Below are 18,781 nucleotides of genomic sequence, written 5' to 3' on the forward strand. Positions count from 1 at the left end.
GCGGGGCGGGTGACGGGACAGCGTCGGGTCGATGAGCGAGACTGAGAGCGGCCCAGGGTCCGTCACGGATGCCGATTACCGCAACCTCGCCGAGACGCTGCCGCAGCTCGCCTGGATCGCCGAGGCCGACGGCACCATCGTCTGGTACAATCAGCGCTGGTACGACTACACGGGCACCTCCCTCGACGAGATGCGGGGCTGGGGCTGGCGCACGGTCCACCACCCGGACCACGTCGCGTCGGTGACCGAGCGCTACCGCGCCGCGATCACGCTGGGCCGGTCCTGGGAAGACACGTTCCCGCTGCGCGGCCGCGACGGAAGCTACCGCTGGTTCCTGTCGAAGGCGCTGCCCTACCGGGACGAATCCGGGCGGATCCTGCGCTGGTACGGGACCAACACCGACATCACCGTCCGCCGCGCGGTCGAGGAGCGCCTGCGCCATTCCGAGCAGCGCTTCCGGGCGCTGGTGGACGCCTCGGCGGCTGTGATCTGGAACACGGATGCGGCGGGCGAGCTGATGCCGCCGCAGGTCCGGTGGAGCACCTATACCGGCCAGACCGAGGAGGCCTACCAGGGCTGGGGCTGGCTGGACGCCGTCCATCCCGACGACCGGGGTCACGCGGCCGATGCCTGGGCCGCCTGCGTGGAGGCGCGCGCGACCTACGAGGTCGAGTACAGGCTGCGCCGGCACGACGGGGCTTGGCGCGCCATGGAGGTGCGCGGCGTGCCGGTTCTCGCCGAGGACGGCTCCCTGCGGGAATGGGTCGGTACCTGCGTCGACGTCACCGAGCGCAAGGAGGCCGAGGAGGCGGTGGAGCGCGCCCGACAGGCCGCCGAGGCGGCCAACCGGGCCAAGAGCCAGTTCATCGCCAACATGAGCCACGAGCTGCGCACCCCGCTCTCGGCGGTGATCGGCTACTCCGAGATGCTCGGCGAGGAGCTGGAGGATATCGGCCAGGCCGCCCTGCTGCCGGACCTGCGCAAGATCGAGGCGGCCGCCCGTCACCTGCTGTCGCTGATCAACGACGTCCTCGACATCTCGAAGATCGAGGCCGGCCGCATGACCGCCTCGGCCGAGACCTTCACGGTGGCCGACCTGCTCCGGGACGTCACCGACTCCACCGGCTCCCTGGTCGAGAAGAAGGGCAACCGCTTCGTCCTCGACGCCGGCGCGGCGGGCGAGGCCGGCCTGGGCTCCATGCACCAGGACCAGACCAAGATCCGCCAGTGCCTGCTGAACCTGATCGGCAACGCCGCGAAGTTCACCGAGCGGGGGACGATCACCCTGACGGTGCGGCGGCACCGCGAGGCTGGGGCCGACTGGCTGTCCTTCGCGGTCGCCGACACCGGCATCGGCCTGACCGAGGCCCAGATCGACCGCCTGTTCGAGCGCTTCGTCCAGGCCGACGATTCGACCACCCGGCAGTTCGGGGGGACGGGCCTCGGGCTCGCCATCACCCGCGCGTTCTGCCGGACGATGGGCGGCGATATCGGCGTCGCCAGCACCCCGGGCGCGGGCGCGATCTTCACGATCCGCCTGCCCGCGACCCTGCGCCCGGAGGACGCGCCGCCGACCGAGGCCGAGGCGCACACGCCGGTGGAGCCGCACGAGGAGCACGAGACGGTGCTGCTGGTCGACGACGACCCGGCCGCCCGCGAGCTGCTCCAGCGCTTTTTGGAGCGCGAGGGCTTCCACGTCCGCAGCGCCAACGACGGCCGCGCCGGCCTGACGCTCGCCAGGGCCCTGAAGCCGCGGGCGATCCTGCTCGACGTCGAGATGCCGCGCATGGACGGCTGGGCGGTCCTGCACGCGGTCCGCAACGACCCCGACCTCGCCGGGACGCCGGTGATCATGACCTCGGTGGTGGCCGAGCAGGGGCTCGGCCAGGCGCTCGGCGCCACCGACTACTTCGTCAAGCCGATCGACTGGGACCGGCTCAAGGGCCTGATGGAGCGCTACCGGCCCGCGGCGCCGAACGAGGCGCGGGTCCTCGTAGTCGACGACGACGCGGATGCCCGGGAGCGCCTGCGCCGCTCGCTCGGCCGCGAGGGCTGGACCGTCGACGAGGCGGAGAACGGCCGGATCGCCCTGGAGCGGGTCAGCCAGGCGCGGCCGAGCCTGATCCTGCTCGACCTGATGATGCCCGAGATGGACGGGTTCGGCTTCCTGCGGGCGCTGCGGTCACGGCCCGACGGCGACGTGCCCGTGGTGGTGCTCACCGCCAAGGAGGTCACGGCGGCCGAGAAGGAGAGCCTGAACCGGCAGGCCGACCGGGTGATCGCCAAGGGCTCCATGAGCCTCGCGGAGATCGGCCGGCAACTGCGCGTCCTCTACGCGCGTTCGGCGACCGAGCCGGTGCCGGGGCAGCTCCAGGGATTGCTGGATCGGCTGGCCGAGAAGGACGCGGGAGAACCACGATGAGCGCGGACGGGATCGATCCGGAGAAGGCGGTGGCCATCCGGCTGCGGGCGCGGCTCGCGGTGGTGGAGCGGGCGGCGTGGTTCGGCTTCGTCCACGCGATGAAGACCCGGCCGGTCGAGACCGAGGCCTACATCGCCTCGGAGCGGGCGCGCTGCACGGACGGGTTCGGCAGCGGCGCCTGGGCCAAGGACCTCACCGACGCCGAGCGGACGATGCTCGCCGAGGAGGTCGACAGCGGGCTGGCGCAGCTGCTGGAGGATGCCCGCGCCGAGCTGTGAGGCTCGGCCGGCGGCGCGGAGCTGGTCCGCGCGTCCCGATGGCAACGAAAGACGATCTCCCGCTTTGACGGCGTGACGTCGACGGGACGACGTCGCCGAGGCGCCCATGCTGTACGAACTCGCGACCCTCTCGTGCCCGCTGCTCGCGGTGGGTCAGGTCTCGGCCGGCGTCGAGGCCTGGCTGGACGATCCCGACGCCAAGGGCGAGCTGGTCGGCTGCTGGCGCACCGAGATCGGGACGCTGGGGCGCCTGATCGTGCTGCGCGGCTTCGCGGCGCCCGAGGACATGACCGCCGAGCGCCGGCGCGCCCTGCTCAGCGCCAACCCGTTCAACGCCGGGCACGTGATCACCGCGCTGGAGATGGACAGCTACGCCCCGTTCCCCTTCCTGCCGCCGATCCGGACGGGCGACCGGGGCGGGGTGTACGAGATCCGGACCTATCGCCAGAAGCCGGGGGGCCTGCCGCCGACCCTCGCGGCCTGGGAGGCCGCGATCGAGCCGGCACGCGCCTACACGCAGCACCTCGTCGTCAACATGTACGCCCTCGACGGCGCGCCGCGCATCACGCACATCTGGGGTTTCCCGAGCCTCGAGGAGCGGGCCGCGCTGCGGTCCCGCGCCTACGAGGCGGGAATCTGGCCGCCGAAGGGCGGCCCGGACCAGATCGCCGAGGCGACCGCGACGATCGCGCTCCCCCAGGGGCGCTCGCCCCTGCGCTGACCGCCATCCCTCGAGAGCCGCAACCCGCGCTGGCGCCACCCCAGGGGGCGGCGCCAGCGCCGTCACTCAGCGGCGGCAGACGCCCCGCGGGCCGCGATAGAGGCCGGGCGGGCAGCCGCGGGGAGCGCCGGTGACGGCGCGGCGGATCGCACCGCGCGGGCCGCGATTCAGGCGGCAGCCGCCGTAGGCCCCGCGATGGGCGCCGAACCCGCAGCCGCCGCGGACGAGGGTGACGGCGGCGTCGCCGCCGGTCAGCGGTGCCACGGGCATCGCCTGGGCTCCGCCGGCGAACAGGGCGACGGACGCGGCGACGATCAGGCCGGTCATTCTCATGAGATTCTCTCCCGCTAAGCACAGGGCGCGGCCCGGTGCGATCCGGGCCGCGTCGCGGCCTCCGGCCGCGGCCAGTAACCCCGGGCCTGCGGCATCGTTCCGCGCGCGGGCGGGGCCGCCGATCAGGCGCCGAACAGGTCGCGCCAGGCCGGTGGAAGCCCTGTACCGGCCAGGGGCAATGACGGCGCGTGTCCGGGCAGGCTCGTCGCCGAGAACACGCCGCGGGCCACCGCCCGGGCCAGGACGCGCGCGGCGACGTCGCCGAGGCGGGCGAGGTCGACCACCGGTTCGGCGAGGGGCACGGCGCCGGTCGCCGCGGCGAAGACTAGGTCGCCGTCGAGGGGCGTGTGCGCCGGCACGAGCGCGCGGGCGAGGCCGTCCTGCGCGGCTACCGCGAGGCGCCGGCACTGCGCCTTGGTCAGCGCCGCGTCGGTCGCCACCACGGCCAGCGTCGTGGCGGCGCCCGGCAGCGCCCGGGCCGGGAAGGCGAGTGCCTCCGGCGGCACCCGGACCGGCGCGCCGAGACCACCGAACTCGTCGCCCTCTTCGAAGGGCGCCGCCCAGAAATGCGGCCCGGCGCCGATCGTCGCGTTGCCGAAGGCGTTCACGGCCGCGAGCGCCCCGACGCGGAAGCCCGTTCCCGGCACCTGCGCCGAGGCGGATCCGATCCCGCCCTTCAGTCGCCCGGTGCGCGCGCCCGTCCCGGCCCCGACCGAGCCCAGGGCGAAATCCTCCGCCGCGGCCGCGGCGGCCTCGAAGCCCAGCTCGCGATAGGGCGGATAGCGGCCCCAGGCCTTGTCCCCGCCGTTGGGGAGATCGAACAGGACCGCCCCGGGGACGATCGGCACCCGCATGGCGCCGACCGGGAAGCCGCGCCCGGCTTCGGCGAGCCACGCCGCCACGCCCGCCCCCGCGTCGAGGCCGAAGGCCGAGCCCCCGGAGAGCACGAAGGCGTCGACCCGCTCCACGGTGCGCTCGGGGTCGAGCAGGTCGGTCTCGCGGGTGCCCGGCCCGCCGCCGCGCACGTCGACCGCGGCGATGGCCGGCTCATCGAACACGATCGCGGTGACGCCGCTGGCGAGCCGCAGGTCGGTGGCGTGGCCGACCCGCAGGCCGGGAATGTCGGTGATGCGATTCTGCAGCATGGATCGAGCTTGCCACGCCGTGCGAGCGCCGCAAATCCGGCCGGGGCCGTTGACCGCCGGCCGGGATTTCCCAGTTGGCAGACGGCACAGCGCGTCGAGGAGCACGGCATGGACGTCGGATTCATCGGGATGGGGCGGATGGGTCGCGCCATGGCGGCCAATCTCGCCCGGGCCGGCCACACGGTGCGCGCCTGGAACCGCTCGCCGGAGGCCGCGCGCGGCATCGACGGCGTCACCCCCGTGGCGAGCGCCGCCGAGGCGTTCGCCGGGGACGCCGTGATCACCATGCTGGCCGACGACGCGGCACTCGAGGCCGTGATCGTGGCCGGCGGCCTCCTCGACCGGCCGGAGCGCCCCGGCCTGCATATCGGGATGAGCACGGTCTCGGTGGCCCTGGCGAAGCAGCTCGCCGCCGTCCACGCGCGGGCCGGCGTCCCCTACGTCTCGGCCCCGGTCTTCGGGCGGCCGGACGTGGCGGAGGCCGGGAAGCTCAACATCGTTGCGGCGGGAGAGGGAGCCCTCATCGACCGCGCCGGCCCACTCCTCGACGCGATGGGCGCCAGGACCTGGCGCTTCGGCGACGACCCGACGCGGGCGAACGCCGTCAAGCTCGCCGGCAACTTCATGCTGATCTCGGCGATCGAGGCCATGGCCGAGGCCTGCGCCCTGACGGAGGGCCACGGCGTCCCGGGCGCCGAGTTCCTCGACCTGATGACCAACACGCTGTTCGCCTCGCCGGTCTACAAGGGCTACGGCGCCTCGATCGCACAGAACCGCTACGAGCCGCCGGGCTTCATCCTCAGGCTCGGGGCCAAGGACGTGCGGCTCGCCCTGCAGGCGGCCGAGGGCGCCGGGGTGCCGATGCCCTTCGCCAGCGTGCTGCGGGACGGTCTCATCGAGGCGATCAGCCACGGCGACGGCGAGAAGGATCTGGCGGCGCTCGCCCGCGTCTCCGCCCGGCGCGCAGGGCAGGGTTGAAATCTGCGGCAATGGCTCGCCTTTCTGGCGAACCTTAACCCGTCATTTCAACCTCACGACAGAGTGTCCGGCCGGCTATAGGCACGGATACCAATAGATGCGCACACATTCCTATTCGCTGCGCAGGATGACTCTGTCGACGAAAGTCATCCTGCTGGCGATGCTCGCCGTGACACTCACCGCCGGCGCCATCTGGATTACGGTCTCGCGACAAACTTGGTCGCAGATGGAGGTGCGCCAGCGCACCAACGGCGAGCGCAACCTGAGAACTCTGGCGCTCGTCCTGGCGGCGCGGGTCGAGGGCGCGGCGGCGGATCTCGACGGCGCGCGCGTCGCCCGGGTGTCGACGCCGAGCCTGTCGGGCTTCGCCGATGCCCGCGTCGTGGACGACGCCGTCGCCTACTCGGGCGGCCTGGCGACGGTGTTCAGCTACGAGCCCGCCTCCGACAGCTTCGTACGGCGCCAGACCACCGTGCGCCGGGAGGACGGGACCCGCGCGGTCGGCACGGCGCTCGCCGCCGACAGCCCGGCCCAGGCCGCGATCCGCGCCGGGCGAACCTACGAGGGGCCGGCGACCCTGTTCGGGCGGCGCTACCACACGGTGTACCAGCCGACGGTCGACGCCGCCGGCAAGGTGAACGGCATCCTGTTCGTCGGCCTGCCGATCGAGATGTACTTCGACGCCCACGCCCAGACGATGACGAGCCTCAGCGTCGCCGCCCTGATCATCGCGGTGCTGGCCTGCGCCCTCGTGGGGCTGGCGGCGGCGCGACTGTTCCGGCCCTTCGCGACGATCGCCGCGCGGATCGAGGCCCTCGCGGCCGGCGACCTGGACTCGGCGATCCCCCACGCGGCGCGCGGCGACGAGATCGGCACGGTGGCGCGCGCCCTCGAAGTGCTGCGCGTCTCCGGCCTGCGGACCCGGGAACTCGAGAGCCTGCAGAGCGCGGGCGCGGCCGACGAGACGCGGCGGCGGGCCGCGCTCGACCGCGCCATCGAGGCGTTCCGGGGCCAGATCGTCCGCTTGAAGGACGCGCTGACCGCCAGCACCGGCGCGATGCGCGCCCGGGCCGGCGAGATGGCGGCCAGCTCCGCCGAGGCGGAGGCCGCCGTCGCCGAGACCGAGCGCGGCTCGCACGAGACCTCCGCCAGCGTCCAGACCGTCGCGAGCGCCGCCGAGGAGCTCTCCGCCTCCATCGCGGAGATCGGGACCCAGCTCGACCAGGCCGAGGCCCTGGTGGCCACGGCCGCCGCGGAGTCGGACGCCATGAACGCCGAGATCGGCGAGCTCGCCGAGGCCGCGGGGCGCATCGGCGCGGTGGTCGGGCTGATCCGCCAGATCGCCGAGCAGACCAACCTGCTGGCGCTCAACGCCACGATCGAGTCCGCCCGGGCGGGCGCCGCCGGCAAGGGCTTCGCCGTGGTGGCCGCGGAGGTGAAGGCGCTGGCGTCGCAGACCGCGCGGGCGACCGAGGAGATCGGCAGCCAGATCGCCGGCGTGCAGGCCTCGACGACGGCGGCCGTGGCGGCCATCGGCCGGATGGGCGAGCGGATGCGGGCGGTCAGCGCCACCACGGGCGGGATCGCGTCGGCGGTCTCGGCCCAGGGCGCGGCCACCGCCGAGATCTCCCGCAACGTCGCCGACACGGCCGGCGCCACCGAGGCCATCGCGGGCGGCCTGACCACGGTCGCCGGCGCCGCGCGGCGCTCGGCCCGCATGGCCGCCACGGTCACCGAGGCGGCTCAGACCGTCGACGCGGTCGCGGCCGACCTCGAGGGCGAGATCGAGCGCTTCCTCGGTCAGGTCGCGGCCTGAGCCCTCAGAGCCCGTAGCGGGCGAAGGCCGCGCGCTCCGCGAACGCGGCCATCGCCCCCTCGGCCAGGTCGATCCCGCCCGGCGCGCCGCCCCGGCGCAGGATGCGGGAGAGCAGGCCGCCGCGCGCCTCGGCGACGAGGCGCAGGTCGACCTTCTCGCCGAAGCGCGCGCGCATCGCGGTGCGCACGTCGCCCAGGGCGTCGACGAGGCCGAGGGGCAGCGCCTGCCGCCCGGTCCAGACCGCGCCGGTGAACAGGTTCTCGGACGTCGACAGGCCCGGGCGCCGGGCCGTGACGAGGCCGGTGAACAGGTCCTGCACGTCGGCCTGGATGCGCTTCAGGCGCTCCACGTCGGCGGGATCCTCCGGGCGGAACGGGTCGAGCATCGACTTCGCCTCGCCCTGCGTGTGCACCCGGCGCTCGACACCGAGCTTCTCCAGGAGGCCGTGGAAGCCGAACCCGGCCGAGACCACGCCGATCGAGCCGATGATCGAGGTCGGATCGGCGACGATCTCGTCGGCCGCGCAGGCGATCATGTAGCCGCCGGAGGCCGCGACATCCTCCACGAAGGCGATCACCGGCACGCCCTTCTCCTCGGCCAGCGCCCGGATGCGGCGGTGGATCAGGTGCGACTGCGCCGGCGAGCCGCCGGGCGAGTTGATCACCAGCGCCACCGCCTTCACCCCCGGCATCCCGAAGGCGCGCTCCAGGCTGCCCGCGACGCCCCCGATCGAGAGCCCCGGCCGGAGCGGCGAGACCGCCCCGATCGTGCCCGACAGCCGGACCACCGCGACCCGCGGGCGTCGGTCCCGGAAGCGGCGCGGGAGGAGGGCGCGGAATGTGTCGGGGAACGCGAACGCCATGGGAGTCTTACGCGGCTCGTCGGGAAGCCGGGCGGGAGACGGCCCGGAAGCGCCTGCTCCGGAAACTGGGCGCTTTCCGGCCCCGCGCAAGGGCGGTGCGCGAGGGTGGTGCGCGAGGGTGGTGCGCGAGGGCGGCGCGTCTGCGCAGTCGGAACGGATCGAACCGTTTGCCGACCTTGGCCGTTTCAGGCGACGGCGCGAGCCTCGTGCCGGCCCGGATCCGCTGGACTCGGACGGGCGCTCACACGGGAGAGAAACGATGCGACCCTGGCCGATCCTGGTCCTCCTCGCCGCGCTGCTCGGCGGGCTGGCGAGTGCGCCCGCGCGCGCGGCGCCCCTGCCGGTCCCCGCGAGCGCCGAGGCCGCCGCGCCCGCCCCCGCGGTGCAGCAGGCCCACTGGCGCCACCGCCGCCACTGGCACCGCCGCCACCACTGGCGCCGCCACTGGCACCACCGCCGCCACTACTGGCACCGTCGCCATCACTGGCACCGGCACCACCATTTCCGCCGGCACTGGCACCGCCACCACGTCTGGCATGGCCGCCCGTACGCCCGTCCGTACGGCCACCGGCACGTCACGTTCTACTGAGCGCAGCCCTGCGCGCCCCGGCCCGATCGGGCCGGGGCGCATCCCTGCCGGGACGCGCGCCGGCAGCCGCGCTGCGACCTTGCGGGCGGCCTCGGAAAACCTTATTTAACCGTCTGATATCACTGCTCTTCCGAGAGGCCGTTCCGGCGCATCGCGCGCCACCCGGGAACGGCCGTGAGCACCGCCCGTCCGGGCTTCAGAACGGATACCGACTTGGCCGAGAACGATCCGACTGGCGCCGCCCCGCCCGCCAGCGACATCCGCCCCGTCTCCATCACCGACGAGATGCGCCGCTCCTACCTCGATTACGCGATGAGCGTGATCGTGAGCCGGGCGCTTCCCGACGCCCGCGACGGTCTCAAGCCGGTGCACCGGCGCATCCTCTACTCCGCCTTCGAATCCGGGCACCTGCCCGAGCGGAAATACGTCAAGTCGGCCCGCATCGTCGGCGACGTGATCGGTCTGTACCACCCGCACGGCGACCAATCGATCTACGACGCCCTCGTGCGGATGGCGCAGGACTTCTCCATGCGCCTCATGCTCATCGACGGGCAGGGCAATTTCGGCTCGGTGGACGGCGATCCGCCGGCCGCCATGCGCTACACCGAATCGCGGCTGGCCAAGCCCGCCACCGCGCTGCTCACCGATATCGACAAGAACACCGTCGATTTCGGACCGAACTACGACGAGTCGCGCGAGGAGCCGACCGTCCTGCCGGCCCGCTTCCCGAACCTGCTGGTCAACGGCGCGGGCGGCATCGCGGTCGGCATGGCGACCAACATCCCGCCGCACAATCTCGGCGAGCTGATCGACGCCTGCGTGGCGCTGATCGACGATCCGGGCCTGACCATCGAGCAGCTCACCGAGATCGTGCCCGGCCCGGACTTCCCGACCGGCGGCATGATCCTCGGCCGCGCCGGCACGCGGCAGGCCTACGCGACGGGCCGCGGCTCGGTGATCATGCGCGCGAAGTCGCATGTCGAGGAGCTGCGCAAGGAGCGCGAGGCGCTGATCTTCACCGAGATCCCCTATCAGGTGAACAAGGCGACGCTCGTCGAGAAGATCGCCGAGCTGGTGAAGGAGAAGCGCGTCGAGGGCATCTCGGACCTGCGCGACGAATCCGACCGGACGGGCATGCGCATCGTCGTCGAGATCAAGCGCGACGCGATGGCCGACGTGGTGCTGAACCAGCTCTACCGGTTCACGCCGCTGCAGAGCTCCTTCGGCTGCAACATGGTGGCGCTGAACGGCGGCCGCCCCGAGCTGATGAACCTGAAGGACCTGCTCCAGGCCTTCGTGGATTTCCGCGAGGAGGTCGTCTCCCGGCGGACCAAGTTCCTCCTCGGCAAGGCCCGCGAGCGCGCCCACGTCTTGTGCGGCCTCGCGATCGCGGTCGCCAACATCGACGAGGTGATCCGCCTGATCCGGACCTCGCCGGACCCGAACACGGCCCGCGAGGCCCTGATGGCCCGCGACTGGCCGGCCCACGACATCGCGCCGCTGATCGCGCTGGTGGACGACCCGCGCCACCGCGTCGCCGAGGACGGGACCTACCGCCTGTCCGAGACCCAGGCCCGCGCCATCCTCGACCTGCGCCTGCAGCGCCTCACGGCGCTCGCCCGCGACGAGGTCGGCGACGAGCTGAAGACGCTCGCCGACGAGATCGCCGACTACCTCGACATCCTGCGCTCGCGCGCCCGCATCCAGGGCATCGTCAAGGGCGAGCTCGCCGAGGTCCGGGACCAGTTCGCGACCCCGCGCCGGACCGAGATCGTCGACTTCGACGGCAGCGTCGAGGACGAGGACCTGATCGCCCGCGAGGACATGGTGGTGACCGTGTCGCACGCCGGCTACGTGAAGCGCGTGCCGCTCTCGACCTACCGAGCCCAGCGCCGCGGCGGCAAGGGCCGCTCCGGCATGGCGACCCGCGACGAGGATTTCGTCACCCGCCTGTTCGTGGCCAACACCCACACGCCGGTGCTGTTCTTCTCCAGCCAGGGCCAGGCCTACAAGGAGAAGGTCTGGCGGCTGCCGATGGCCGCCCCGAACGCCCGCGGCAAGGCGCTGGTGAATATCCTGCAGTTGCAGGACACCTCCGAGCGCATCACCACGATCATGCCGCTGCCCGAGGACGAGGCGTCCTGGGAGACGCTCGACGTGATGTTCGCGACCGCGCGCGGCAACGTCCGGCGCAACAAGCTCTCGGACTTCACCACGGTGAACCGCAACGGCAAGATCGCCATGAAGCTCGACCCGGGCGACCACATCGTCCATGTCGAGATCTGCCGGCCGGACCAGAACGTGCTGCTGACCACCGCTCTGGGTCAGTGCATCCGCTTCCCCGTCGAGGACGTGCGCGTCTTCAAGGGCCGCGACTCGACCGGCGTGCGCGGCATCCTGCTGGCCAAGGACGACCGGGTCATCTCGATGACCATCCTGAACGCCTTCGACGCCAGCGCCGAGGAGCGGGCCGGCTACCTGAAGATGCGCCGCGCCGTGACCGGCGAGGCCGAGGAGAACGGCGACGCGGAGCCCGAGGACGGCGCCGAGGCGGCGGCGATCTCGCTCGACCGCTACAACGAGATGGGCGCGGCCGAGCAGTACGTGCTGACCCTGTCGGAGCGGGGCTTCGGCAAGCGCTCCTCGTCGTTCGAGTATCGGACCTCGGGACGCGGCGGGAAGGGCATCACGGCGATGCGGGTCAATGCCCGCAACGGCAGCCTCGTGGCGTCCTTCCCGGTCGAGGCCTCGGACCAGATCATGCTGGTCACCGACGGCGGCCAGCTGATCCGCGTGCCGGTGGACGACATCCGCATCGTCGGCCGCGCCTCGCAGGGCGTGACGGTGTTCAACACCGCCAAGGACGAGAAGGTCGTCTCGGTGGAGCACATCGAGGGCGAGGACGAGGGCGCCGAGGCCGGTCCCGAGGGCGGCGAGGAGGCCTGAGGCGCCGCCCGGTTCCGTCCGGCGCGAAAATGCTCTAGGTCGGGTCGCGATGACCCGCACCGCCCTCTACGCCGGCTCGTTCGATCCGGTCACGAACGGCCATCTCGACGTGGTCCGCCAGGCCTGCCGGCTGGTGGACCGCCTCGTGATCGCCATCGGCGTCCACCCCGGCAAGGCCCCGCTGTTCTCCGCCGAGGAGCGGGCGGCGCTGCTGAGCGAGACCTGCGGGCCGGTGGCCCAGGCCGAGGGTGCGGCGCTGGAGATCGTCACTTTCAACGATCTCGCCGTCTCGGCCGCCCGGCGCTGCGGCGCCGCGATCTTCATCCGCGGCCTGCGCGACGGCACGGATCTCGACTACGAGATGCAGCTCGCCGGCATGAACGGCGCCATGGCGCCCGAGGTGCAGACCGTGTTCCTGCCCGCCTCGACGCAGGCCCGCCCGATCACCGCGACGCTGGTGCGCCAGATCGCCGGCATGGGGGGCGACGTCTCGCCCTTCGTGCCCGCGGCGGTCGCCGCGCGGCTCCGGCAGCGCTTCGCCGCCCATTCCTGACACCGGCCCGACCCTGGAAGGACTTCGATGAACCGACGCCACGCCCTCCTCGCGCTCGCCCTGACGCTCGGCACCGCTCAGGCGGCCCGGGCCGCCGACGCCAACACGGTCTATCTCCAGACCAAGGACGGGCGGATCACCATCGAGCTGCGGCCCGACATCGCGCCCAAGCACGTCAAGCAGATCAAGACCCTCGTCTCGCAGGGCTTCTACAACGGCCTCAAGTTCCACCGCGTCATCGACGGGTTCATGGCCCAGACCGGCGACCCGAAGGGCAACGGCACCGGCGGCTCCAGCCTGCCGAACATCCCGGCCGAGTTCACGCAGTCGGCCCAGTTCCGCCGCGGCACCGTGGGCATGGCCCGCTCGCAGGATCCGAACTCGGCGAACTCGCAGTTCTTCATCTGCCTCGGCGACGCGCCGTTCCTGAACGGCCAGTACACGATCGTCGGCAACGTCACGGACGGGCTCGACGTCCTCGACAAGATCAAGAAGGCCGCCCCGGGCGCGCCGGGCGGGGCCGTCCAGGATCCCGACAAGATCGTCAGCATGACGCTCGCCGAGAAGGCCAAGTAGCGGCCGCATGCCGGGCCGGCGCGCCGCCTCGATCCTCCTGCTGAGCTTGATCCCGGCGGCCGCCGCGGCCTATGACGGCGCGCCGTTCTACGGCTACGCCGAGGAGCCGGGGGGCGGCTACCCGCTGAGCCTGCCCCAGACCCTGCGCGCCACGGTCCCGGTCCCGGTCGCCCGGATGGCGACCAAGCCCGCCGACACCCTGGCCGAGCTCTACCCGGCGCTCGCCGCCTGCTGGCAGGCACCGGGCGGCCTCGGCCGACCGAGCGGCGGGTCCGACGACATCGAGATCACCCTGCGGCTCGCGCTGCGGCGCGACGGCAGCCTGATCGGGCCGCCCCGCGTCACCTACGCGGCGGGGGTCGCGGGCGATCGGCGGAATACCCTGGTGCGCGGGACCCTCGACGCCCTCGCGCGCTGCACCCCGGTCCACATCACGCCGGGTCTGGGCCGGGCGATCGCGGGGCGGCCGGTGGCGCTCCGCTTCGTCTACCGCCCGCCGGCCTGAGCGCCGGCGAGACCGACACGGGCGCTGGCCGGATCCGGCACGCGCCGATACAGTTCCCCCAACCGGAAGGAAAGACTATGGCCGACAACGAGACCATCGTGCTGGAGACCACCAAGGGCCGCGTCGTGATCGCGCTGCGCCCCGACCTCGCCCCGGGCCACGTCGAGCGCATCAAGACGCTCGCCGCCCAGGGCTTCTACGACGGCGTGCCGTTCCACCGGGTGATCGACGGGTTCATGGCCCAGACCGGCGACCCGACCGGCACCGGCTCGGGCGGCTCCGACCTGCCGGACCTGAAGGCCGAGTTCAACGCCGAGCCGCACGTGCGCGGCACCTGCTCGATGGCGCGGACGAACTTCCCGCACTCGGCGAACTCGCAGTTCTTCATCTGCTTCGACGACGCCCGCTTCCTCGACAAGCAGTACACGGTGTGGGGCAAGGTCGTGGAAGGCATGGACGTGGTCGACACGATCAACAAGGGCGAGCCGCCGCGCTCGCCGGACAAGATCGTGAAGGCGACCGTCGCGGCGGCCTGAGTTCGGATCAAGCCTCACAGCCGAAGCCATCTCTCGATGGCTTCGGCTGTACCGTCTTTGCGAGCGGAGCGAAGCGAGCCAGTAGCGCCGCGTCTTCACGCGTCGCGCTGCCCTGGGTCACTTCGCTTCGCTCGTGATGACGACGGGCCGCATCACCCGCGGTCCAGGGCTTCCGCCGCCGCCAGATCCGCCGGCGAATTGATGTTGAGGAACGGGTCCACCGGCTCGATCGGCCAGGTCGCGACCGCGGCCCCGTGGCGCGCGATGAAGGCGCCGACGCGCCGCTCGCCGCGTTCGAGATAGTCCCGAAGCGCGTCGCTCAGAGCCGTCGGCCAGAGCGCGATCGTGTAGTGCTGCCGCTCCCCTGAGGCCGCGAGCGCGATGCCGGTCTCCGGTCCGGCCGCGCCGAGGCGCGCTACCAGATCCTCCGGCAGGAACGGCGCGTCGCCCGACACGCTCACCACCCGCGCGATACCCCGCGCGCCGGCGTGCTCCAGCCCGGCGAGGATGCCGGCGAGCGGGCCCGGCTGATCCGGCACGGGGTCCGGCAGGACCGGACCTGGAAAGCCGGAGAACCGCGCCGGGTCGCCGTTGGCGCTGAGCGCCAGTCCCGCCCCGCATTGCGGCCCGAGCCGCTCGACCACCCGCTCCAGCAGGGTCCGCCCCCCGAGCCGCAGCAGCGGCTTGTCGCCCCCGCCCATCCGCCGCGCCCGCCCGCCGGCGAGGATCAGGCCCAGGACCGGCGGCGGAAGAGGCGGGGAGGGCACAGGATCACTCGAAGACGATCTTCGGCGCCGTCCGCCCGGCCGGAGCGCCGGACAGGTTCGCCCAGAGCTGGGCGGCGATGTCCCGGTAGACCTTGGCGTGCGGCCCCTCCGGATCGGTCGCCACCACCGGCCGACCGGCATCCGAGGTCTCGCGGATGGTCATGTTCAGCGGCACCTCGCCGAGGAACGGCACGCCGAGCCGCTGCGCCTCGTTCCGCGCGCCGCCGTGCCCGAAGATGTGCGAGGCGTGGCCGCAATTCGGGCAGACGAACGTCGCCATGTTCTCGATCACGCCGAGGATCGGCACCGCGACCTTCTTGAACATGGTCACGCCGCGCCGCGCGTCGATCAGCGCGAGGTCCTGCGGGGTGGAGACGATCACGGCGCCGGACAGCGGCGTCGCCTGCGCCATGGTGAGCTGCGCGTCGCCGGTGCCGGGCGGCATGTCGACGAGCAGCACGTCGAGTTCGCCCCAGAGCACGTCGCGCAGCATCTGGGTGATGGCCGACTGCACCATCGGGCCGCGCCAGATCATCGCCGTCTCGGGCTCGATCAGGAAGCCGATCGACATGACCTTGAGGCCGTAGCCGACCATCGGCTCCATGGCCTTGTTGTCGACGACGTTGGGCTTGCCCGAGAGCCCGAACAGCTTCGGCACGGAGGGGCCGTAGATGTCGGCGTCGAGGAGGCCGACCTTCAGTCCCTGGGCCTGGAGCGCCAGGGCGAGATTGCAGGCGGTGGTCGACTTGCCGACGCCGCCCTTGCCGGAGGCGACCGCCACGATGTGGCGCACGCCCGCGATTTGCGGGCCCTGGTTCGGCGGCGCGCCGGGCCGCGGCGGCGCCACCGGCGGCGGCGTCACGGGCCGGGGAGCGGCGCCGCTCTGGGCCGGGTGGCTCTGGTTCCGCTCGGAGGTGAGGCTCGCGAACACGCCCGAGACGCCCGGCATCTTCAGGACGCGCCCCTCGGCCTGGCGCCGCACCGGCTCGAACCGCTCGGCCTCGCTGGGATCGACGAGGATCGAGAACATCACGCGGCTGTTCGGATCGACCACGACCTGGGACAGCCGTCCCGAGCCGGGCAGGGTGGTGCCGGCGGCATCGACGGTGACGTCGGCGAGCGCCTTCAGCACGTCGTCGCGGGTGATCGCCAAAATCGTTCTCCACCGGGGCAAGCAGGTATGCCAGTGCATGTAACCGAGCGGGCCCAGAACACCAGACCCCGAGCCCGAGATCGGCGCGCGCCGGTGGCCCGCGTCCCCGCGGCCATCGCGCGCCGGAGCGGGGCGCCGCCCGGACCGTGCCGGCGTCAGTGCGGCCGGGCGATGAGGTTGCACACCTCCATCGGGCCGCGCACCACGGTCCCGTCGCCGCGCCGGTAGAGGCCGTGGCGCAGGCGACGGCAGCCGAGGGGGCCACGCAGGCGTTTCACGCGCTCGATGTGGACGCTGCCGTAGCGGCGGTTCGAGAAGTCGTGGCCGCCGATGCGCACGCCCGGGCCGAAGCGCACCTCGGCGCCGGCCGGCCGAGCGCCGAGACAGAGCGCGCCCAGCGCGAGCGCCGCGGCCGTACGCCCCAATCTCCGAACACCTCGCATACGAACCTCCTCACCGCACGGGCAAGCTGAACCAACCGGAGACTGATCCGTTGTCGGGGCAGCCTTCGGCCGGGGCACCCTCCGGAGACCCCGCCGGGACCAAAACGACGCGTAGGAGACCACTTTCATGCATCAGGGCAACCACCGCGACCACGAGGGTGCGAAGAAGCTGTTCGAGCTCATCAAGGACGTGAAGATCGCCATGATGACCACCGTCGACTCCGACGGCACGCTCAACAGCCGCCCGATGTGGAACAACGACGCCGACGAGAACGGCGACCTGTGGTTCTTCACCAAGCTGCACTCGCCCAAGACGGCCGAGATCAGCAAGGACAACCAGATCAACCTCGCCTATTCCGACCCGTCGAGCCAGAACTACGTCTCGGTGGCCGGCAAGGCGGAGATCGTCCGCGACCAGTCGATCATCGACGCGAAGTGGAATGAGAGCCTGAAGACCTGGTTCCCGAACGGCAAGGACGATCCGGAGGTCGCTCTGATCCGTGTCCACCCGGAGAAGGGTGAGTACTGGGACAGCCCGAACAGCACGATGCTGCACCTCTACGGCTACGTGAAGGCCTCGCTCACCGGCGAGAGCCCGAAGACCGAGACCAAGAAGGTCGACCTCGCCTGAGGATCGGTCGTCAGGATCGGCGGTTTCGCGGGCGGTCTCCGGGCGGAGGCCGCCCGTCTTCTTGACGTGTGCGGTCCCGGCATGCGCTCTGCGCGCTCCAAGCGCGGCAGAGTGCCTGACGAATGCTCGATCTGGCGAAACGGGTCTACGATCACAGTTTCCGCATCGACCCGATCGTGCGGTCGCTCCTCGACACCGATTTCTACAAGCTCCTGATGGCGCAGACGATCCTGCGCCGGCACCCCGACATCCAGACCACCTTCGGCATCACCAACCGCACCCGCCGGATCCGGATCGCCGACGAGGTCGATGCCGGGCTGCTGCGGGAACAGCTCGACCACGCCCGAACGCTGCGCCTCAGCAAGGGCGAGATCACGTGGCTGCGGGGCAACGTGTTCCGCGGCCAGGGACGCATCCTCGGCCCCGAATTCGTCTCCTGGTTCGAGACCTTCCAGCTCCCCGAATACGAGCTCGCCGTCCATGACGGCCAGTACGAGCTGACTTTCCACGGCCCCTGGGTCGAGACCACCATGTGGGAGGTCCCGGCACTCGCGATCCTGAACGAGCTGCGGGCGCGGGCCGTGCTGCGGGGCCTCGGCAAGCTCGACCTGCAGGTGCTCTACGCCCGCGCCATGACCCGGGTCTGGGAGAAGATCGAGCGGCTGCAGAGGCTTCCGGACCTGTCGGTGGCGGATTTCGGCACGCGTCGGCGCCACGGATTCCTGTGGCAGGACTGGTGCGTCCAGGCCATGGCGGAGGGCCTGGACGGCGCGTTCCTCGGCACCTCCAACTGCCTGATCGCGGCCCGGCAGGAGGTCGAGCCGGTGGGGACGAACGCCCACGAATTGCCGATGGTCTACGCGGCGCTCGCCGAGGACGACGCGGCGCTCGCCGCCGCGCCCTACGCGGTGCTCGCCGACTGGCAGGAGGATTACGGCGGCAACCTGCTGGTGATCCTGCCCGATACCTACGGAACCACCGGATTCCTGGCGAACGCCCCCGACTGGGTCAGCGACTGGACCGGCATCCGCATCGACTCGAAGGACCCGATCGAGGGCGGCGAGGAGGTCATCCGCTTCTGGCAGGATCGCGGGCACGACCCGCGGGAGAAGCTCGCGATCTTCTCGGACGGCCTCGATATCGACGAGATCGAGCGCATCCACGCCCGGTTCCACGGGCGCATGCGCATCGGCTACGGCTGGGGCACGCTGCTCACCAACGATTTCCGCGGGCTCCTGCCGGACGGCAAGCTCGACCCGGTCTCCATCGTCTGCAAGGTCACGCAGGCCGACGGCCGGCCGACCGTGAAGCTCTCCGACAATCCCACCAAAGCGCAGGGCCCGGCCGACGAGGTCGCCCGGTACCGGCGCGTCTTCGGCGTGGGCGCGCAGGAGGCCCTCCCGGTAGTGGTGTGAAGGGGGTTCGTACCGTTTTCGGTTGATCAGATCGGTTCCGCCGTCCTTGCGAGCGGAGCGAAGCAATCCAGATAGCGCCACGCCCCCTGCTGTCCCGCAGCCCTGGGTTGCT

Annotated in this window: 19 protein-coding genes; 13 read left to right on the top strand and 6 right to left on the bottom strand. The window is 72.2% G+C overall.

Going from position 1 to position 18,781, the window contains the following annotated elements:
• The first annotated feature begins 31 nt into the window (after positions 1-31).
• The 3 genes from ABIC30_RS20570 (at position 32) to ABIC30_RS20580 (ending at position 3,421) form a co-directional block, all read left to right on the top strand.
• On the top strand, positions 32-2,422 hold the full coding sequence (locus ABIC30_RS20570; RefSeq protein ID WP_020095401.1) for a hybrid sensor histidine kinase/response regulator: 2,391 nt from the start codon (positions 32-34) through the stop codon (positions 2,420-2,422).
• Entirely contained in the window at positions 2,419-2,700 is a 282-nt protein-coding gene (locus tag ABIC30_RS20575; protein ID WP_020095400.1) for a hypothetical protein, read from the top strand. The genes ABIC30_RS20570 and ABIC30_RS20575 overlap by 4 nt, the downstream gene beginning before the upstream one ends.
• A 106-nt stretch (positions 2,701-2,806) precedes the next feature.
• On the top strand, positions 2,807-3,421 hold the full coding sequence (locus ABIC30_RS20580; protein ID WP_020095399.1) for an NIPSNAP family protein: 615 nt from the start codon (positions 2,807-2,809) through the stop codon (positions 3,419-3,421).
• A 66-nt stretch (positions 3,422-3,487) separates the two neighbouring features.
• Here the strand turns inward: ABIC30_RS20580 and ABIC30_RS20585 are convergent, their stop codons facing one another.
• Positions 3,488-3,754 carry a GCG_CRPN prefix-to-repeats domain-containing protein gene (locus ABIC30_RS20585; protein ID WP_100252347.1) on the bottom strand — a complete coding sequence of 89 codons (267 nt, stop codon included), beginning with the start codon at positions 3,752-3,754 and terminating at the stop codon, positions 3,488-3,490.
• 122 nt (positions 3,755-3,876) lie between these two features.
• Positions 3,877-4,899, bottom strand: coding sequence for a P1 family peptidase (locus tag ABIC30_RS20590; RefSeq protein WP_020095397.1), 1,023 nt, complete (start codon positions 4,897-4,899; stop codon positions 3,877-3,879).
• Between ABIC30_RS20590 and ABIC30_RS20595 the strand changes: the two genes are divergently transcribed.
• Complete coding sequence (locus ABIC30_RS20595) at positions 4,852-5,877, top strand: NAD(P)-dependent oxidoreductase (protein ID WP_326491901.1); 1,026 nt, start codon at positions 4,852-4,854, stop codon at positions 5,875-5,877. The genes ABIC30_RS20590 and ABIC30_RS20595 overlap by 48 nt on opposite strands.
• Positions 5,878-5,974: 97 nt before the next feature.
• On the top strand, positions 5,975-7,693 hold the full coding sequence (locus ABIC30_RS20600; RefSeq protein ID WP_020095395.1) for a methyl-accepting chemotaxis protein: 1,719 nt from the start codon (positions 5,975-5,977) through the stop codon (positions 7,691-7,693).
• A gap of 4 nt (positions 7,694-7,697) precedes the next feature.
• Here the strand turns inward: ABIC30_RS20600 and ABIC30_RS20605 are convergent, their stop codons facing one another.
• Positions 7,698-8,555, bottom strand: coding sequence for a S49 family peptidase (locus ABIC30_RS20605; RefSeq protein WP_020095394.1), 858 nt, complete (start codon positions 8,553-8,555; stop codon positions 7,698-7,700).
• A gap of 259 nt (positions 8,556-8,814) precedes the next feature.
• On the opposite strand from ABIC30_RS20605, the gene ABIC30_RS20610 reads away from it, so the two are divergent.
• The 6 genes from ABIC30_RS20610 (at position 8,815) to ABIC30_RS20635 (ending at position 14,260) form a co-directional block, all read left to right on the top strand.
• A complete protein-coding gene (locus ABIC30_RS20610; RefSeq protein ID WP_020095393.1) occupies positions 8,815-9,144 on the top strand; it encodes a hypothetical protein in 330 nt (109 codons plus the stop codon).
• Between the two features lie 213 nt (positions 9,145-9,357).
• A complete protein-coding gene (gyrA, locus tag ABIC30_RS20615; protein WP_354456035.1) occupies positions 9,358-12,090 on the top strand; it encodes a DNA gyrase subunit A in 2,733 nt (910 codons plus the stop codon).
• A gap of 49 nt (positions 12,091-12,139) precedes the next feature.
• Positions 12,140-12,643 carry a pantetheine-phosphate adenylyltransferase gene (coaD, locus tag ABIC30_RS20620; protein WP_020095391.1) on the top strand — a complete coding sequence of 168 codons (504 nt, stop codon included), beginning with the start codon at positions 12,140-12,142 and terminating at the stop codon, positions 12,641-12,643.
• 27 nt (positions 12,644-12,670) lie between these two features.
• A complete protein-coding gene (locus tag ABIC30_RS20625; RefSeq protein ID WP_020095390.1) occupies positions 12,671-13,219 on the top strand; it encodes a peptidylprolyl isomerase in 549 nt (182 codons plus the stop codon).
• 7 nt (positions 13,220-13,226) lie between these two features.
• The gene (locus ABIC30_RS20630; RefSeq protein WP_020095389.1) at positions 13,227-13,724 is read left to right on the top strand and encodes a UCP034077 family protein; all 498 of its coding nucleotides are present in this window, start codon (positions 13,227-13,229) and stop codon (positions 13,722-13,724) included.
• A 77-nt stretch (positions 13,725-13,801) separates the two neighbouring features.
• On the top strand, positions 13,802-14,260 hold the full coding sequence (locus ABIC30_RS20635; protein ID WP_010686120.1) for a peptidylprolyl isomerase: 459 nt from the start codon (positions 13,802-13,804) through the stop codon (positions 14,258-14,260).
• Between the two features lie 152 nt (positions 14,261-14,412).
• On the opposite strand, the gene mobA is transcribed toward ABIC30_RS20635, so the two are convergent.
• The 3 genes from mobA to ABIC30_RS20650 all read right to left on the bottom strand — a co-directional run bounded on the left by mobA (position 14,413) and on the right by ABIC30_RS20650 (position 16,623).
• On the bottom strand, positions 14,413-14,961 hold the full coding sequence (gene mobA, locus ABIC30_RS20640) for a molybdenum cofactor guanylyltransferase MobA (protein WP_419544793.1): 549 nt from the start codon (positions 14,959-14,961) through the stop codon (positions 14,413-14,415).
• A 70-nt stretch (positions 14,962-15,031) separates the two neighbouring features.
• Entirely contained in the window at positions 15,032-16,180 is a 1,149-nt protein-coding gene (gene apbC, locus ABIC30_RS20645) for an iron-sulfur cluster carrier protein ApbC (RefSeq protein WP_020095387.1), read from the bottom strand.
• Positions 16,181-16,335: 155 nt separating this feature from the next.
• The gene (locus ABIC30_RS20650; RefSeq protein WP_354456036.1) at positions 16,336-16,623 is read right to left on the bottom strand and encodes a hypothetical protein; all 288 of its coding nucleotides are present in this window, start codon (positions 16,621-16,623) and stop codon (positions 16,336-16,338) included.
• A 127-nt stretch (positions 16,624-16,750) separates the two neighbouring features.
• On the opposite strand from ABIC30_RS20650, the gene ABIC30_RS20655 reads away from it, so the two are divergent.
• Both ABIC30_RS20655 and pncB read left to right on the top strand, forming a co-directional pair.
• Positions 16,751-17,254, top strand: a complete 504-nt coding sequence (locus ABIC30_RS20655; protein WP_024830124.1) for a pyridoxamine 5'-phosphate oxidase family protein — start codon at positions 16,751-16,753, stop codon at positions 17,252-17,254.
• A gap of 122 nt (positions 17,255-17,376) precedes the next feature.
• Complete coding sequence (gene pncB / locus ABIC30_RS20660) at positions 17,377-18,669, top strand: nicotinate phosphoribosyltransferase (RefSeq protein ID WP_091680394.1); 1,293 nt, start codon at positions 17,377-17,379, stop codon at positions 18,667-18,669.
• The last annotated feature ends 112 nt before the right edge of the window (positions 18,670-18,781 follow it).

Origin of the sequence: Methylobacterium sp. 1030 (genome assembly GCF_040544715.1) — a bacterium.
Classification (GTDB): domain Bacteria; phylum Pseudomonadota; class Alphaproteobacteria; order Rhizobiales; family Beijerinckiaceae; genus Methylobacterium.

What these genes read in the sequence shown, in the direction of transcription:
- ABIC30_RS20605 (WP_020095394.1), bottom strand. Translation starts at nt 8,555, where the DNA reads ATGGCGTTCGCGTTCCCCGACACATTCCGCGCCCTCCTCCCGCGCCGC.
- ABIC30_RS20650 (WP_354456036.1), bottom strand. Translation starts at nt 16,623, where the DNA reads ATGCGAGGTGTTCGGAGATTGGGGCGTACGGCCGCGGCGCTCGCGCTG.
- ABIC30_RS20590 (WP_020095397.1), bottom strand. Translation starts at nt 4,899, where the DNA reads ATGCTGCAGAATCGCATCACCGACATTCCCGGCCTGCGGGTCGGCCAC.
- ABIC30_RS20610 (WP_020095393.1), top strand. Translation starts at nt 8,815, where the DNA reads ATGCGACCCTGGCCGATCCTGGTCCTCCTCGCCGCGCTGCTCGGCGGG.
- pncB (WP_091680394.1), top strand. Translation starts at nt 17,377, where the DNA reads ATGCTCGATCTGGCGAAACGGGTCTACGATCACAGTTTCCGCATCGAC.
- coaD (WP_020095391.1), top strand. Translation starts at nt 12,140, where the DNA reads ATGACCCGCACCGCCCTCTACGCCGGCTCGTTCGATCCGGTCACGAAC.
- ABIC30_RS20600 (WP_020095395.1), top strand. Translation starts at nt 5,975, where the DNA reads ATGCGCACACATTCCTATTCGCTGCGCAGGATGACTCTGTCGACGAAA.
- mobA (WP_419544793.1), bottom strand. Translation starts at nt 14,961, where the DNA reads ATGGGCGGGGGCGACAAGCCGCTGCTGCGGCTCGGGGGGCGGACCCTG.
- ABIC30_RS20580 (WP_020095399.1), top strand. Translation starts at nt 2,807, where the DNA reads ATGCTGTACGAACTCGCGACCCTCTCGTGCCCGCTGCTCGCGGTGGGT.
- ABIC30_RS20585 (WP_100252347.1), bottom strand. Translation starts at nt 3,754, where the DNA reads ATGAGAATGACCGGCCTGATCGTCGCCGCGTCCGTCGCCCTGTTCGCC.
- ABIC30_RS20570 (WP_020095401.1), top strand. Translation starts at nt 32, where the DNA reads ATGAGCGAGACTGAGAGCGGCCCAGGGTCCGTCACGGATGCCGATTAC.
- ABIC30_RS20630 (WP_020095389.1), top strand. Translation starts at nt 13,227, where the DNA reads ATGCCGGGCCGGCGCGCCGCCTCGATCCTCCTGCTGAGCTTGATCCCG.
- ABIC30_RS20635 (WP_010686120.1), top strand. Translation starts at nt 13,802, where the DNA reads ATGGCCGACAACGAGACCATCGTGCTGGAGACCACCAAGGGCCGCGTC.
- ABIC30_RS20655 (WP_024830124.1), top strand. Translation starts at nt 16,751, where the DNA reads ATGCATCAGGGCAACCACCGCGACCACGAGGGTGCGAAGAAGCTGTTC.
- ABIC30_RS20575 (WP_020095400.1), top strand. Translation starts at nt 2,419, where the DNA reads ATGAGCGCGGACGGGATCGATCCGGAGAAGGCGGTGGCCATCCGGCTG.
- ABIC30_RS20625 (WP_020095390.1), top strand. Translation starts at nt 12,671, where the DNA reads ATGAACCGACGCCACGCCCTCCTCGCGCTCGCCCTGACGCTCGGCACC.